This is a genomic window from Paraburkholderia sp. NPDC080076 (assembly GCF_050281145.1).
GTDB lineage: Bacteria > Pseudomonadota > Gammaproteobacteria > Burkholderiales > Burkholderiaceae > Paraburkholderia.
In genome coordinates, this window is record NZ_JBNNWQ010000013.1 from 11,501 (window position 1) to 27,483 (window position 15,983).

Annotated in this window: 14 protein-coding genes; 7 read left to right on the forward strand and 7 right to left on the reverse strand. The window is 64.8% G+C overall.

Annotation, left to right across the window (positions count from 1 at the left end; genetic code table 11):
* Window positions 1-139: 139 nt before the first annotated feature.
* The gene (locus tag ACQKRQ_RS35870; protein WP_132383071.1) at window positions 140-3,598 is read right to left on the reverse strand and encodes a DEAD/DEAH box helicase; all 3,459 of its coding nucleotides are present in this window, start codon (window positions 3,596-3,598) and stop codon (window positions 140-142) included.
* 124 nt (window positions 3,599-3,722) lie between these two features.
* Window positions 3,723-4,505: a DeoR/GlpR family DNA-binding transcription regulator gene (locus tag ACQKRQ_RS35875; RefSeq protein ID WP_132383069.1), complete on the reverse strand. Its 783-nt coding sequence runs from the start codon at window positions 4,503-4,505 to the stop codon at window positions 3,723-3,725.
* Between the two features lie 273 nt (window positions 4,506-4,778).
* Between ACQKRQ_RS35875 and ACQKRQ_RS35880 the strand changes: the two genes are divergently transcribed.
* A complete protein-coding gene (locus ACQKRQ_RS35880) occupies window positions 4,779-7,274 on the forward strand; it encodes a GcvT family protein (RefSeq protein ID WP_427482352.1) in 2,496 nt (831 codons plus the stop codon).
* 7 nt (window positions 7,275-7,281) lie between these two features.
* Here ACQKRQ_RS35880 and ACQKRQ_RS35885 read toward each other — a convergent pair whose 3' ends face one another.
* From ACQKRQ_RS35885 to ACQKRQ_RS35895, 3 genes are all read right to left on the reverse strand, one after another.
* Window positions 7,282-7,821 (reverse strand): cytochrome b, encoded by a 540-nt coding sequence (locus ACQKRQ_RS35885; protein WP_132383065.1) that lies wholly within the window; start codon window positions 7,819-7,821, stop codon window positions 7,282-7,284.
* Window positions 7,818-8,909, reverse strand: coding sequence for a catalase family peroxidase (locus ACQKRQ_RS35890; protein WP_427482354.1), 1,092 nt, complete (start codon window positions 8,907-8,909; stop codon window positions 7,818-7,820). Before ACQKRQ_RS35890 ends, ACQKRQ_RS35885 begins: the two co-directional genes overlap by 4 nt.
* Window positions 8,910-9,021: 112 nt before the next feature.
* Entirely contained in the window at window positions 9,022-9,291 is a 270-nt protein-coding gene (locus ACQKRQ_RS35895) for a DUF4148 domain-containing protein (RefSeq protein ID WP_132383061.1), read from the reverse strand.
* Between the two features lie 280 nt (window positions 9,292-9,571).
* Between ACQKRQ_RS35895 and ACQKRQ_RS35900 the strand changes: the two genes are divergently transcribed.
* The 3 genes from ACQKRQ_RS35900 (at window position 9,572) to ACQKRQ_RS35910 (ending at window position 11,787) form a co-directional block, all read left to right on the forward strand.
* Window positions 9,572-10,294: an anti-sigma factor family protein gene (locus ACQKRQ_RS35900; protein ID WP_408181905.1), complete on the forward strand. Its 723-nt coding sequence runs from the start codon at window positions 9,572-9,574 to the stop codon at window positions 10,292-10,294.
* Window positions 10,295-10,444: 150 nt separating this feature from the next.
* Window positions 10,445-10,963, forward strand: coding sequence for a sigma-70 family RNA polymerase sigma factor (locus ACQKRQ_RS35905; RefSeq protein WP_012426855.1), 519 nt, complete (start codon window positions 10,445-10,447; stop codon window positions 10,961-10,963).
* Entirely contained in the window at window positions 10,960-11,787 is an 828-nt protein-coding gene (locus ACQKRQ_RS35910; protein ID WP_132383057.1) for an anti-sigma factor family protein, read from the forward strand. The genes ACQKRQ_RS35905 and ACQKRQ_RS35910 overlap by 4 nt, the downstream gene beginning before the upstream one ends.
* Window positions 11,788-11,876: 89 nt before the next feature.
* On the opposite strand, the gene ACQKRQ_RS35915 is transcribed toward ACQKRQ_RS35910, so the two are convergent.
* The gene (locus tag ACQKRQ_RS35915) at window positions 11,877-12,815 is read right to left on the reverse strand and encodes a helix-turn-helix domain-containing protein (RefSeq protein WP_132383055.1); all 939 of its coding nucleotides are present in this window, start codon (window positions 12,813-12,815) and stop codon (window positions 11,877-11,879) included.
* 205 nt (window positions 12,816-13,020) lie between these two features.
* Between ACQKRQ_RS35915 and ACQKRQ_RS35920 the strand changes: the two genes are divergently transcribed.
* Together ACQKRQ_RS35920 and ACQKRQ_RS35925 are read left to right on the forward strand one after the other, a co-directional pair.
* A complete protein-coding gene (locus ACQKRQ_RS35920) occupies window positions 13,021-13,938 on the forward strand; it encodes an NAD(P)H-binding protein (protein ID WP_427482357.1) in 918 nt (305 codons plus the stop codon).
* A 14-nt stretch (window positions 13,939-13,952) separates the two neighbouring features.
* On the forward strand, window positions 13,953-14,156 hold the full coding sequence (locus tag ACQKRQ_RS35925; protein WP_427482359.1) for a hypothetical protein: 204 nt from the start codon (window positions 13,953-13,955) through the stop codon (window positions 14,154-14,156).
* Window positions 14,157-14,284: 128 nt separating this feature from the next.
* On the opposite strand, the gene ribA is transcribed toward ACQKRQ_RS35925, so the two are convergent.
* Window positions 14,285-14,935 carry a GTP cyclohydrolase II gene (ribA, locus tag ACQKRQ_RS35930; RefSeq protein ID WP_116121574.1) on the reverse strand — a complete coding sequence of 217 codons (651 nt, stop codon included), beginning with the start codon at window positions 14,933-14,935 and terminating at the stop codon, window positions 14,285-14,287.
* Window positions 14,936-15,205: 270 nt separating this feature from the next.
* Between ribA and ACQKRQ_RS35935 the strand changes: the two genes are divergently transcribed.
* Complete coding sequence (locus ACQKRQ_RS35935) at window positions 15,206-15,649, forward strand: CBS domain-containing protein (protein WP_132383049.1); 444 nt, start codon at window positions 15,206-15,208, stop codon at window positions 15,647-15,649.
* Window positions 15,650-15,983: the final 334 nt, after the last annotated feature.

The window sequence follows — 15,983 nt, forward strand, 5'->3', positions numbered from 1 at the left end:
TTCCTTGACCACTTGTCACGCTTTCGCTCACGGCACCATCAAATCTGGAGATATTTGAGCGCCCGCGAACGGGCGCAACGTCGCGCGGCGCGGCATGCGCGCCGGACGTTTCGAGATGGATTTTCTGGAACGCCGGTTCTTACCGGCCGCCTTCGATCTCAGGCATCGGCGCGAACAGCGCGTCGAGATCGTCGTCCGAGAACTTGGCGGCGCCGGCGGCGTCTTCGGAAAGAATGCTGTCCGCAAGCCCGGCCTTCTGCTCCTGCAACTCCACGATCTTTTCCTCGATGCTGCCCGCCGCAATCAGCTTGTAGACGAACACGGGCTTGTCCTGCCCGAGCCGATGCGCGCGATCGGTTGCCTGATTCTCTGCCGCCGGATTCCACCACGGGTCGTAGTGGATCACCGTGTCGGCAGCGGTCAGGTTCAGGCCGACACCGCCCGCCTTGAGGCTGATCAGGAACAGCGGCACCTCGCCCTGCTGAAAACGTTCGACCGGCGTGACGCGGTCTGTCGTGTCACCGGTGAGAATCACATAGGGAATCGCGGCTTCTTCGAGCGCTTCAGCAATCAGCGCCAACATGCCCGTGAACTGCGAGAACAGCAGCACGCGGCGCCCTTCCTCGATCAGTTCCGGCAGCATCGACAGGAGCAGGTCGAGCTTGGCCGAACGCATGGCGCGTGCACCCTTCTCGACCCGGTCCGTTCTGTCGCGTTTCTCGCCTGCCTCACCGGCCTCGCCGGCCGCCTTGAGGGTCCGGACGAGTCGCGGATCGCAGCACACCTGGCGCAGCTTCAGCAAGGCATCGAGCACGATGATGTGGCTGCGCGCGAGACCTTGCGCGCTGACGGCGGCGCGCACTTTCTCCTGCATCGCCGTGCGCACGGTTTCGTAGAGATCGCGCTGCGCGCCTTCCAGGTCCACCGAGCACAGGATCGTGGTCTTGGCCGGCAGTTCCTTGGCGACCTCGTCCTTGCGACGGCGCAGCATGAACGGCCGGATGCGGCGCGCCAGCAACGCGCGGCGCACGCCGTCGCCATTCTTCTCGATCGGATTGCGCCAGCGTTTGGTGAAGTCTTTCTGGCTGCCGAGAAAGCCCGGCAACAGAAAATCGAATTGCGACCACAGCTCGCCGAGATGATTCTCCAGCGGCGTACCCGTCAGACACAGCCGATGCGACGCGCGCAGCCCGCGAATCGCCTGCGCGGCTTTGGTGGTGGCGTTCTTCACGTACTGCGCTTCGTCGAGAATCAGCAAGTGATAGTCATGCTCGGCGAGCACCTTCTGATCGCGCCATAGCAGCGCGTACGTGGTCAGAATCAGTTCGTGCCCGGCGATCTGTTCGAAGCGCTCCTTGCGCTGCGGACCGTTGAGCACCAGCACCTTGAGTTCGGGTGCGAAGCGACGCGCTTCTTCGCGCCAGTTGTGCACGAGCGTGGTCGGCACGACGATCAGCGCCGGCCGCGTCAGACGCCCCGCTTCTTTTTCCGCGAGGATATGCGCGAGCGTCTGCACGGTCTTGCCCAGACCCATGTCGTCGGCGAGCACGCCGGCGAGGTTCTGCTCGCGCAAAAACTGCATCCAGTTCAGGCCTTGGTGCTGATAGGTCCGCAGTTCGGCCTTCAGGCCGCGCGGCACCGGCACCTCGCGCAAACCCGGCCCGGCTTGCAGACGCTGCGCGAGTTGCCGGATCGAATCTTCGCCGCGAAATTGCCAGCGGCCCGTGCCGTTCAACGCTTCCAGTCGACCGGCGTCGACGGATGCCACGCGCAGCGGCGCACCCTCCGCGAGCGAGCCGCCGAGCGCGTCGAACAGATCGACGAGTACACGCACCACCGGCTTCAGACGGTTGGCGCGCAAGCGCAGACGCTTGTTCTCCTCGGTCTTCAGCTCGATCGGTTCGTCGTCGGCGATGCTTTCGAGCGCGCCGCTCAGCCAGCGCCGGTCGCGCCGGAACAGGTCGGCGAGCAGCGGTTCGAGCCGCACGTTGCGCTCGCCGATGCGGATGCCCATCTCCAGATCGAACCAGCCGTCGCCGGCCTGATGCGCGGTGCCTTCGATCGCGTCGATCTCGATGACGTTGTAGCGGAACTCCGGCGCCATCGTCACGCGCCAGCCTTTGCTCACGAGGTCGGGCACGGCGTCGTTGACGAACGCGGACCACGCTTCGGCATCGGGCAGGCCGAGCATGGTGTCGGGCAGCAGGCGCGATGCGTAGACCCGGCTGGTCGGCACCTTCTGCAAACCCGTCTTGCGCAGTTCGAGCAGACGTTTTTTCTCGGCCTCGTAGCGGCGGCGGATATGAATCACATCGCCGCCCGGCATCGGCACGAGCGTCACGCTGCTGTCCACGTTGATGCTCACGCCGTCGTAATCGAAACTCACGCCGGCCAACTCGACCGCTCCGGATTGACGCAGCCCCGCCTTGCTCGCCGACGACGGCAGCGCATGACTGTTGAGCGAGAGCACCGGCACGGGCTCGACGTCGATCACGCGAATCGCGGACGCGTCGTGCGTGGGCGGCAGCGGCAACTCGGGCGCGATCTCGCGCAGCACCGAGGCGACCAGCGGCGCTTCGGCGAGCGAGATCGGCGGCATGGCGAGGTAGTCGGGCAACTGCTGGAACGGCAGCGACGACTGAACGATGCCCGCCTCATTCGCGACGCCGTCCACGTACCAGACCGGCTCGGTCGGCAGCACCATGCTGGCGCGCGGCTCGGTGCACAGCACGGGCCGCAGGCGCTCGTCGGCGAGCGGCTCCCATTCGATCCGGCCGGGCCGGTCGGCGCCGCGCGAGAGCGCGGTTGGTCCCGCTTGACCGGGCGCGGGATTGAAGTCGACGAAGAGCCGCCCCGTCGCGATCAGTTTCTGCAGCATCTCCGCGCCGCTCGTGCCGCGCAGGATGAACTGGCCGAAGTCCTCACGGGAGCGGCCGAGCCACAGGCCGCGCAGGATCGACAGGTCTTCGTCGGAGACGAATTTCGGCTGCTTGAGCAGCGCCGTCTCGACATTGCCCCAAGGTTCGTCCACTTCGACAACCGCGCCGTCCGGATTGCAGCGCGCGCGGTACAGCACCACCTCGTGGCGCATGTGGAAGTTGGACCAGTTCAGCCGGTATGCGAGCGTCTGGGTGCGCGGGGCGCTCGCCTTCTGGGCGTCGGCGTCCGCAGCCTCGGCGCGGGCGCGAAAACGTTCGAGCCAACTGACCAGTTCGGGCCGCACGCCTGAAGGCTGTCCCATGTGCGCCATCGGCTTCGGCGGCAGATCGCGCGCCGAATCGCCGTCGTCGAGTTCGACATGGGTGATGTGGTCCATCTCGTCGTGATAGTCGAGTTCGGCGAGCAGCAGCGCGGCGACATGCTTGCAGTTGCGCCCGACCGGACACGTGCAGTCGCTCTGCGCCCAAGGGGAACCGCCGTCGGTGCGAAACCGTACCCGCGTTTTGTAGGGAAGCGTCCGCGTGCCCTGCACGTCGCCGCTCAGCGTGGCGCCGTGCCATTTCACATTGGCGATAGGGCCGACCGAGCGCGCCTTGGCGACGGTGTGGTCCCCCAGCCATTCTGCAATCCGTTCCCGATCAAAGAAAACTGACGACATCAGCGTCCAATCCTATTCAAGCCGGCTCGGGCAAGCGCGCGGACAGAATCAGCTCGACAGAGCGCGGCTGGCGCCGGCCGGTGAGTGTCTGTGCAGCATCGATTGCCTGTGATAACCGGCCATTTTACGCGTTGGACGAAATTGGCTGTGTGCCCACTTCCACATCCACCCCCGCCGCCGCGAACACCTGAGCCAATGCGGGCGCCGGTGCTTCATCCGTCACCAGCAGATCGACGGCGTCCGCGCCGAACGCGTGCACCAGCGCGCTGTGACCGAATTTCGCGTGATCCGCCGCGACCACGCGCCGTTCGGCCTGGGCGAACGCCGCCAGCGAAAACGCCACGTCGGCGGGCAGCGCGTCCATGAAACGTCCCTGCATGTCGATCGCGGTGACCGAGACGATCGCGTAGCGCACGTGGAACTGGCGCAGGAACGCCAGCACGCTGTCGCCAACCGCGGCGCAGTCGTCGGGCCGCAGCTCGCCGCCCGCGACGAACACCCGGTTGCCGTTGCGCGGCGCCAGCACGCGCGCGACTTCGATGGAATTGGTCACGACCGTGAGCCGCGAACGGGCAGCGAGCGCCTGTGCGATATGCAGGCACGTCGTGCCGCCTTCAAGGATCAGCGAATCGCCGTCCCGCACCAGTTCGCCGATCCGCGCGCCGATTGCCCGCTTGCCCTCGAGGCTCGCCGTCATGCGCCGCTGGAACGGCGGCTCGTCGAGACGCTCCGGCAGCATGATGCCGCCGTGAACCTTGATTAGCAGGCCGTCCGCGATCAACGGCTTGATGTTGCGGCGGATGGTCTCGTCGGAGACGGCGAAACGCCCGGCGAGATCGGTGATCGTGCAGGTGCGCTGCTCGCGGACGAGTCGCAGGATTTCGGCTTGGCGCTGGTTGGAGAACATGGCGATGGGGCGGGGAGGATTCACTGCAGTCTAGCAAAAGACACAGTTTTACGGATTGAATAGCCACACATTTCCAACTAAAACCACATTTTTAAGGCGCACTATGAGCTTTCTCCTTCTGAAACAAGGCCGAAGCAGTCGTACCCTTCCGGAAGGCGCACGGTCGTATGACCGCCGCATGACGCCGCCCGAATCAGAACAAGGCTGTGTATTCGTTGCATTTCGTGTCTTTTTACGGCAATCTACACGCACCCGATCCACGCATATCCACACATGTCCACATCCATTCCCACTCACGCTCGCGTCGTCATTGTCGGCGGCGGGATCATCGGCTGCTCGGTCGCCTACCACTTGACCAAGCTGGGTTGGACCGATGTGGTGCTGCTCGAACAGGGCCAACTGTCGTGCGGCACGACCTGGCATGCGGCCGGGCTCGTCGGCCAGTTGCGCGCCCAGGAGAGCATGACGAAGCTGATCCGCTATTCGACCGCGCTGTACGCCGAACTCGAAGCGGACACCGGCCTCGCCACCGGCTGGAAGCAATGCGGCTCGCTCTCGGTGGCCCGCACGTCCGAGCGGATGACGCAGCTCAAACGCACCGCCGCCGTCGCGCGCGCCTATGGCGTGGCCTGCGACGTGATCAGCCCGCGCGAAGCCGGCGACCTGTGGCCGGTCATGCGCACCGACGACCTGCTCGGCGCGGTCTGGCTGCCCGGCGACGGCAAGGCGAATCCCACCGATCTGACCCAGGCCCTCGCCCGCGGCGCCCGCCAGCGCGGCGCGCGCATCGTCGAAAACACCCGCGTGACGGCGATCCACACGCGCACCGCGCAAGACGGCAAAGCGAGCGGCGCGCGCGAGGTCAGCGGCCTCGCCTGGCGCAACAAGAATGGCGAGGAAGGCACGCTCGGCGCGGACATTGTGGTGAATTGCGCGGGTCAGTGGGCCAAGGCCGTCGGACGCTTGTGCGGCGTGACTGTGCCGCTGCACTCGGCCGAGCACTACTACATCGTCACGGAACAGATTGCCGGCGTGCATCCGGACCTGCCGGTGATGCGCGACCCGGACGGCTTCATCTACTTCAAGGAAGAAGTGGGCGGCCTCGTGATGGGCGGTTTCGAACCGGATGCGAAGCCGTGGGGCATGAACGGCATCCCCGAGAATTTCGAGTTTCAACTGCTGCCGGACGACTGGGATCAGTTCGAAATCCTGATGGAAAATGCGCTGCAGCGCGTGCCCGCGCTCGAAACAGCTCAGGTGAAGCAGTTCTACAACGGTCCCGAATCGTTCACGCCGGACAACAACTTCATGCTCGGTGAAGCGCCCGAACTGCGGCGCTTTTTCGTCGGCGCGGGTTTCAATTCGATGGGGATCGCCTCGGCGGGCGGCGCCGGCATGGCACTCGCGGAATGGATCGTGGCGGGCGAGCCGACCATGGATCTGTGGCCGGTCGACATCCGCCGCTTCGCGCGCTTCAACGGCAACGACACGTGGCTGCACGACCGCGTGAAGGAAACGCTCGGCCTGCACTACGCGATGCCGTGGCCGAATCGCGAACTCGACAGCGCGCGGCCGTTTCGCCGCTCGCCGCTGTATTCGCTGCTGCGTGACGAAGGCGCGTGTTTCGGCAGCAAGATGGGCTGGGAACGCGCCAACTTTTTTGCGCCCTCGCCGCAAGAGGCCAGGATCGAGTACGCATTCGGCCAGCAGAACTGGCTGCCCTGGAGCGGCGCCGAACACCGCGCGTGCCGCGAAGGCGTCGCGCTGTTCGACATGACGTCGTTCTCCAAATTTCTCGTCAAGGGACGCGACGCGCAAAACGTGCTGCAAGGCATCGTCGCCAACGACGTGGATGTGCCGACCGGCACCACCGTCTACACCGCCATGCTCAACGAGCGCGGCGGCTACGAATCGGACTTCACGCTCACGCGCCTCGCCGACGATCAATATCTGCTCGTTACCGGCACCGCGCAAACCACGCGCGACTTCGACATGATCGACAAGGCCATTCCACACGACAAACACTGCACGCTCGTCGACGTGACCGGCCAGTATGCCGTGCTCGCCGTGATGGGCCCGCGTTCGCGCGAACTGCTGCAAAGCGTGTCGAAAGCGGATTGGAGCAACGAAGCGTTCGCGTTCGGCCAGAGCCGCGAGGTCGACCTCGGTTACGCAACGGTGCGGGCCACCCGCCTCACCTACGTCGGCGAGCTCGGCTGGGAACTGTATGTGCCGGTGGAATTCGCGGTCGGCGTGTACGAGACGCTGCGCGCCGCGGGTAAAGCGTTCGGCCTCGTCAACGCGGGCTACTATGCAATCGACTCTTTGCGCATCGAAAAAGGTTATCGCGCATGGGGCCGCGAACTCACGCCGGATACGAATCCGTTCGAAGCGGGACTGTCGTTCGCGTGCAAGCTCGACAAGAACATGGCGTTTCGCGGCCGCGACGCGCTGCTGAAATTGCGCGCCGAACCGCCACGCAGACGCATGGTCGTGCTGACCGCCGACGGCGCCGCGGATCGCATGCTATGGGGCGGTGAAGCGATTCTGCGCGACGGTAAGCCGGTGGGCTTCGTGAGTTCGGCGGCGTTCGGCCACACGCTCGGCTGTCCTGTGGCGATGGGCTATGTGAACAATCCCGAGGGCGCAGCGGATGCCGCCTATCTGAACAGCGGCCGCTATGCGATCGACGTCGCCGGCGAACTGCTGCCGGCAACGCTGCATCTGAAAGCGCCTTACGATCCGCGCTCGGAACGCGTGAAGCGCTAAAGAAGAACTAACGCTCGCCGCGCGCCATGCTCGAAAACACGCCGTCGCGTCGGATCAGCCCATGAAACAGCGCCGCCGCGAGATGCAGCAGCACGGTGGCGAACAAGGCGAACGCAAACCACGTGTGCAACGCGCGCAGCAAGGCGAACAACTCGACGTTATGCGGCGCGATCGGCGGCAAGTGCAGCGGACCGTAGAGCGTGACCGGATAACCCGCGGCGGACAGCATCGCCCAGCCGATCAACGGCATTGCCGCCATCAACACATAGAGCACCAGATGCGAAGCCTTCGCCGCGAACCGCTGCGGCGTGGGCATATCGTCGGGCAACGGCGGGCTGCCGCGTGTGAGGCGCACGCCCGCACGCAGCACCACCAGCAGCAGCAACGCAATGCCGAGCGGCCGGTGAATCGCGATCAGCGTGTTGTGCGCGCTCGAGACGGTGGCGACCATGCCCACGCCGATGAACAGCATTGCGATGATCAGGGGCGCCATCGTCCAATGCAACAGGCGCGCGAGCGGACTGAAATGGGTGCGCGTCGGCCTCATGAGTGGTCTCCGTTTGTCTGGGCTTGATGAACCGCGGGATGCAACGCTTCCTCGCGTGTGCGGCGCTTGTAGGATAGTGCGTACGCGGCCGAGCGCGCGGCCAGCAAGGGATCGTCCGACGGCTTGATGCCGGCCGGCAGGATGGTCGGATCGAAGTTGACGTCGCGGCACGTGCCGTTTGCCTGCGACGTCGTGTGATCGATCACGAGCGTGCCCGCGTCGACTTGTTGACGATCGTCGGGCCATTGCAGCGTGGCGTCGTTGGTGGGGTCGCCGGGCTTTGCGACGGTCAGGATCAGATGCCAGCGCAGAGGGCCGTTTTGCAGGCGCTGATCGAGGTCGGCCTCAAGAAAATTCTTCTCGGCTTTTTCGGCGTCCGTGATCGGCGCGTACGGCGTCTCGGGCACCATCGCCCAGCGCACGGCATGCGTATTGCCGGTGCCGTCGGTAAAACGGAATGCGTTGATGCTGTAGTACGCGGCATTCGCCAGACTCGACGAAGGCGGATGGGCCTTCACCCACGCCTGAAACGGCTGGGTCTCGGGATTCGCCGCGTAAAACGCTTTGAGTTTGGCGGGGTCCGGTTTGCCGGTCGCCGGGTCGGGCTTGGCGGCCACCAGTTGCTGATAGAACTGCTCGGGCGTGTGCACCGCGAAAACGGGCGTCGAATTCATCCCGGTGCGCCACTGCTCGCCGTTTTGCAACTGGAACAGCAACGCGAGGCTGCGCACGGGCGAACTGGTATCCGGCGCGGACGGGTTGCCCCCGGGCACCGCGAAACGGCCCGTGACCGGCGTGCGGCCGGGCGCGAACACGGCCGCGCTGGACAGCGCCGCGCCATCGCCGTTGCTGTCGAAATAGCCCTCGATACACAGGCCCTTGGCATGATTGCGCCGATAACCGGGATGCGGCTGGCCGGCCACGGCCTCGAATGTGTTGATGATGCGCGGTGCGGTGAGACGCGCCGGCGTCAGCCAGCCTGCCGTGAAGGCGAAGCCGCCGGCGAGCACCAGCACGGCCGCGCCGATCGCGATGAGTCGGCAGGGCACGCAGACAGGCCCGGGATTGGGAACGGATGGTTTTGCCACGAAAACTCCTCTCTCGGATAGATGCGCTTACCGGGCTAACACGCGATGCAGCGATCTATTCCATTCGATATCCGGCGCGCCCGTTCCAGTCGCGCGCCGGGGTATCGGCACTTCAATTGACGCTGCCTGCCTGCGCGTCCTGGCTCGCAACATGGTTGGCGGCTGCCGCTTCTTTGGCGAGTGCTTCCTTGTGCTGCGCGACCTGCTGCGCGAACACCGGACTCACGTCGGGATACGATGCGTCGGTGACGTAATTCAGGCCGTTCTGCTGGGCCTGGATCAATTCCTGGTACACCTCAGCACGCGTCTTGCCTTGCGCGAAAGCGCTCGACGAAGCAGCGAGAACAGCAACGGACAATGCGGCAAAAGCGATCTTCTTCATGATGAACTCCAGTGAGTTTTGTGCGGGTTTGCATGAGGGAGAACCACGGGTCCATGGCTTTTATTCCTGCCTCGAAGCGTCAGAAAAAACATATCCGGAAGCGGGAATAAACCGGCGCGCAATCGGGTTAGCTCGTGCTTCGGCAGCGCGCTGAGGGGCGCATGAAAGTGCGCTCGCGGCCGCCCTGCGGCGCTGAAATTGGCGTGCGAACATATGGAATAAACTTGGGTGTGTGCGTGTTCGCCCCTTCGCTAGCCGAACTCCCTCGCACGCCGACATCATGACCACTGACGCCCCTTCCGATTCGCCGCTTTCCGAAGCGGACATTCAGGCCTACGCCGACGGCACGCTGACGCCTGAGCGCGCGGCATTTCTGCGGGACTATCTGGGCAAGGATCCGGCGGAGGCGCGCCGGGTGGCGTTTTACGGCAGGCTGAACGCGCAGATTCAGCAGGCTTTCCAAACAACTGACGAACCCGTGCCGGGCCGCGTCAAAGGATGGCGCCGCGTGTTGGAGCGCATCAACACGGGAAAACGGACCCGCAAGGTGGTCAACACGCTGGCGGCGCTCGCGCTGACGCTGGCGGTGGCAAGCGGCTGGCTCGCCGCGACTCAGGTGTCCGCCCAGGCGCTAAACAACGCCGCGGTGATGGCATTGGCCGAAAGCGCCGCCGGGCAGTTTTCCGCTGCGTCGCCAACGCGCGCCGATCCGTCCGCGCCGAATCTTTCGGCAATCGGGTTGCGCCTCGTGGACCAAAAAGTGGTGGCGCTGGGCCCGCTTCAGCGGGTCAGCGAATTCATCTATCTGAACGGCGACAATCAACCGGTGGTGCTGCTGTCGGCTCTGGCGCTGTTCGCGCCGGCGCAGGCGCAGTGGTCCGCGAGACGCATCGGCGAGATTCGCCTGTTGCTGTGGACCGCGCAGCGGCAGCGTTTCGTGGTCGCCGGCGACGCCCGCACCCACGGCCTGATGCGCGCCGCCGACGCGATGACCATGCGATGACGGGGTGTTGACTGCGGCAGGCATTTCACGCTCTCAGACACCACGGCGGAATAAAATGCGCGCACGTGTGTTCGCATCTCGAATGCGTCTTTTCGCGCGGCAGGAGAACGCCTTCTTGCCCGCGGAAAAACTCCACGATTGGGATACAAAATGGATGTCCGTGACGAGTTGATGGAGCATGTACCGCGTTTGCGGCGCTATGCACGAGCGTTGATCAACAATCGCGACCTCGCCGACGATCTGGTGCAGGACACGCTCGAACGCGCGCTCGGCCGCACCGGCATGTTCCAGCCGGGCACCGACCTGCGCGCGTGGCTGTTTACGATCATGCACAACGTGTTTGCCAATCAGGCGCGCAAGGCTTCGGCGCGCGCCGTCCACGTGGCGGTCGACGACGAAAGCGTGTCCGAGAGCGAATTCGCCGTGCCCTCCGAGCAGACCCGCTCGCTGGAAATGCGCGACCTCGACTACGCGCTGCAGCGCCTGCCCATGGAGCAGCGTGAAGTGGTGCTGCTGGTGGGGCTCGAGGAAATGAGCTACGCCGACGTGGCGCTCGCGCTGAACATTCCGCTCGGCACGGTGATGTCGCGGCTGTCGCGCGGACGCGAACGGTTGCGGGCGTTGATGGCGGGCACGCAGCCCGGTGCAAAATTACAGGTGGTGCGATGAGCGACCAAACTATGCCGATCGGCGAAGAAGACCTGCATGCGTACGTGGACGGCACGCTGTCCGACGAACGCCGTGCCGATGTGGAGCGCGCGCTCGAACAGAACCCCGAGTTGGCCGCGCGCGTCAGCGATTATTTTTCGCTGAACAGCATGTTCCACGAGCGCTACGACCGCGTGCTGAGCGAACCCGTGCCGAAGCGCCTGCAGGCGCCTGCGCCGCGCCGCTGGCGGATTGCCGCCAACTGGCCGCAATTCGCCGGGATGGCGGCGGCGCTGGTGATGGGCGTGGGCATCGGCGTGGGCACGCATATGGGACAGGACGTGATCGCGCCGGTTGCAAGTGGCCACTCGGACACGCGGCCTGTCAGCGCGGACAGCTCGGAAGTGTTCGCGCGGCAGGCGGCGGTGGCGCATGTGGTCTACATGCCCGCCGTCGACCGGCCGACCGAGATGAGCACCGACGATCACGAACAGGATTTCGTGCAGTGGCTCTCCAACCGTCTCGGCACCAACGTGCATCCGCCGATTCTGTCGAAGAGCGGCTTCAATCTCTCGGGCGGACGGCTGCTGCCCGGCGCCGACGGACCGACCGCGCAGTTCATGTATCGCGGGCCGAACGGCGAGCGCGTCACGCTGTGCATTTCGCGCCGCCAGCAGAACTCGAACACGACCGCGTTCAAGCTGTATCAGGACGGCCCGGTGAACGTGTTCTACTGGATCGACGGCGATTTCGGCTATGCGGTGTCGGGCGGAATCGACCGCAAGCAGTTGCTGCAACTGTCGCATGACGTCTATTCGCAGTTGACGGGCGCGGCGCCGGGTTGATCGGTGCCCTGCACTACGGTGTGCGCTTCAGCTTCCAGGCGCGCGGCCTCGATCCATTGAGGCCGCGCGCATAACGTCGTTGCGAGGGTCTAGCGCGGCGTAGCAATGCGGCGGGAATGGCTCGAATCGAACTCGACAATGCTGCCTGAATTCGCACTTGACCTGATCAGCTCGCGCGGCGTCACACCCAACAAGCGGCCCATCCAATGCGCCATATGGCTCTGATGCGCGAAGCCCGTATCGAGCGCGATCTGACTCGCGTTGAGCTTGCCCTGCAGCAGCAGCGTTCGCGCGCGCTCCACGCGCCGCTGCACCACGTATTGATGCACGGGCATGCCGAGCGTCTCGCGAAACAGCACCTTGAAATGCGGCACGCTCAACTCGGCGAGCGCGGCCAGTTCGCTTAGCGTGAGACGCTGGTCCAGATGCGCTTCGATAAACTCGATCACGCGCGCGGCCGTTTTCGGCGCGAGCGTGCGCCGCTTGTTATCGAGCGTCGGCGCACCGCCGATCAATCGCACCATCATCGCCGTACACAGGCTTTCGGCGTAGAGCGGATCGGATGCCTCGTCCGCTTCGAGTTCGGCGCGTAAGGCCCAGGCGAGATGCTGAAAGCGCGGATCGCGCAGCTGGAATTGTGGGCGCAGTTGCGCATCGCTCGATTTCAGCGACAGTTGCTCGACGGTCCGCTGCGCGAACGCCTCGCTGATCCACACGCTGAAAATCGTGCAGGCGGCTTCATCGCTCCACTGCCCGTCGAGTCCGGCGGGAATCACGTCGGCGTCGCCATGCGCCTGGATTCGCGAGTAGCGGCGCTCGTTGCACAGGCAGCGTGCCTTGACGGGCGCGCCGACATGCACGCCCACCCGGTGATATTTGAACGCGGGAATACGGTGCAGCCCGGCCGACACGTTGACCAGCTCCGCGCCGAAGCCTTGCCAGCCGAGCAGCCTGCTCGAACGCAATACGACGCGGGAACCGCTATGCGGCTGCGGTTGCAGTCCAGGTATCGGTGTCACTGCATTCATTGTTGCCCTCGTGGATGACTTCGAGTGTGCCTGCATTGTGCGACGTCTCGCGCCGCTTCGCTCGACTCTACGAGATTCAACGCGTCTGCTGCTGCGCGGCAAGTAAAACCGTCATCCGAATCTGCGCGGCGCGATCCTTGCCCGCGCGTTTCCCCGCTGCCGCGCCTCTAAGATAAGGCCGTACCGAGCCAACAAGGAGCGCAACGTGTTCGTGATTTTTGGAGCAGCCGGCAATGTCGGCGCAGTGAGCGCGGCGGCATTGCGCCGGGCGGGCCGCAACGTGCGTGCGGTGGTCCGCGATAAAAAACAGGGCGAATTCCTCGCCGGGATCGGCTGCGAGATCGCCGTTGCCGATCTGCTCGACGCCGCAACGGTGGCGCGCGCAATCGAAGGTGCGCATGCCGTGCAACTGCTGTGTCCGTTGCCACGGGGACACGCCGATCCCGCACAGGCGATGCGGCGCATGATCGACGTGAGCGTCGCGGCATTGCGCGCCGATCCGCCCTCTCGCATTCTCGCGCTCTCCGACTACGGCGCGGAACATGCGGCCGGCACGGGCATCACCACGCTGTTTCACGAGCTTGAAACGCAACTGCGAACGGTGGACTCGCAGTTGACGTTTCTGCGCGCCGCCGAACACATGCATAACTGGGCACGCGTGCTGCCGATCGCGCTCGCGAAAGGCGCGCTGCCGAGTCTGCATCATCCGTTGAGCAAACGCTTTCCCACCGTCGCCGCACAGGACGTGGGCGTGCTGGCCGCCGAACTGTTGCTCGACGATCGAGTGCAGCCGGTCTCGCCGCGTGTCGTGAGCATCGAAAGCGATGAGCGCATCAGCGCATTGGACGTGGCGCGCACGATCAGCGAACTGGCAGGCCGTGCCGTCGTAGCACGCGAAGTGCCGCGCGGCGAATGGGCCACGGTGCTGCAAGGCGCGGGGCTCGGCGAAGGCCACGCGCGTTTGATCACCGATCTCTACGACGCGCACAACGCGGGTCGTATCGATGTCGAAGCGGATATCAGCGAACATCGCTTCGGCGCGACGACGCTAGCTGAAGTATTGGCGGCGATTCTGCCGCGCGTGGCCACGGCTGCGGCAACCGCCGACGGCACCGCTCGTTAGAGAGGAGAGACCGCATGCATACCTGCCCTTTGCTACGCGCATCGATCGACGCGCGCAAGGTCGCATCCCAACATCGAACGCGATCGACGCGCATGAACACGCGCGCGCACCGCTGGCTGGCGATATCGGCAAGTCTTGTGGGATGGCTAGGCTGGCGCGCGCTGCAAGACGTGCTCAACGCAATTCCCGACAGCAACGACGACTTCAGCCTGTTCTGATCCGCCGCGCTTCGATGTATCGAAGGCGCAAAGCAAAGCGCCCGGCATGCCGGGCGCAAGATATCGACGAATCCGCCGCTACAACGCCGGCTGCCGTTCACACACGGCGGCCGGCACAGGCGCGTGGCTCATTCGTTCTCGTCGAAGTAATGACCGAACTTCACCTGCTTGGTGCGGATATAGCGCTCGTTTTCCTCGCGCATCGGAATCGCCAGCGCGACCCGCTCGCACACCGGAATGCCATGCTTGGACAGCGTGTCGAACTTCTCCGGATTGTTGCTCATCAGACGCACCGACGTGACCTTCAGCGTGCGCAGAATGCCCGCGGCCGAGTCGTATTCGCGCGAGTCGTCCGGCAAGCCGAGATCGAGATTGGCCTCGACGGTGTCGCGCCCCTGCTCCTGCAACGCATATGCGCGAATCTTGTTCGACAGGCCGATGCCGCGCCCTTCGTGGCCGCGCAGATACAGCAGCACGCCGCAGCCTTCCGCCGCGATGTAGCGCAGCGCGAGGTCGAGCTGCTCACCGCAGTCGCAGCGGTACGAGCCGAGCACGTCGCCGGTGAGGCACTCGGAATGCAGGCGCGTCAACACGGACGACTGGTTGGCGACGTCGCCCATCACGAGCGCGAGATGTTCGGCGCCGCTCTCGCATACGCGAAACACGTAGGAAGTGAACGTGCCGTAGCGCGTAGGAAGCGTGGCGGTTGCGTCGAGAATGACGCATTCGCCGTTGGGTGCGCCGTCTACTGCGGGCGACGGATCGTGAGACGTGAGCATGGCGTTAGACAATGGTGCTGACATGAACCCGATCAAACCGGGAATAAGGTACGGACTGGGAGTTTACCGCTAATCGGCCTGCCGCACCCGTATGCCCCTGCATGGAGCGCGGAACCGCTGTCGCGGTGCGCCGCTACCCGAGTTAAACGCAGCGCGCGCCACAGGTATTCCCGAAGTACCCCGGTGGCGCGTCACGCCTATACTGGAATGGCCTGTCCCTCACGACAGCGCGCCGCGCCGGCGTGCTGCACTGCGAAACGGAGCCGCTCCATGACAAGCGTTGCACAGCTTCTTAAAACGAAACCGAACAACACCACTGTTTTCACTGTCGGGGCCGACGACTCAGTCTACGAAGCGATCAAGCTGATGGCCGAAAAGGGCATTGGCGCGCTGGTCGTCACGGACGGCGACAGCATCGCCGGAATCGTCACGGAGCGCGACTATGCGCGCAAGGTCGTGCTGATGGACCGTTCGTCGAAGGCCACGCCGGTGCGCGACATCATGAGCAAGGCCGTGCGCTTTGTCCGCCCCGATCAGACCACCGACGACTGCATGGCCCTCATGACAGAGCGGCGCATGCGCCACTTGCCCGTGATCGACAATGACCGGCTGGTCGGCATGGTATCGATCGGCGACCTGGTGAAGAACATCATCGCCGAACAGCAGTTCACCATTCAGCAGCTCGAGTTCTATATTCACGGCGAGCGGCCCTGACCTGATACGCACGCCGCGGAACCGACGCGCAAAAAAAGCCCAATCCGTGAAACGGTTGGGCGAAGCTACCTTGCGGCAGCGGAGGTTCCTTGACTTGTGGGCCGCGACTCGCGCGGCCCGGCTGTCTTGTGGCGCTCGCGGCGCTGCTGCCGCGTCGCGCTCGAATCAATTCGACGGTTGAAAGCGTGCGCGCCATCAATGCGGCGCGCATGTCGATACCGACTTCACACTGCTTGCTGACAGACTACTGCATCTCGTTCGAGGCGAAATGCTGCCCGGTTGATCCGCGCGCTTTCGCCTCGATCGACGTTCTGCAAGGGCCTGCCACTACGGC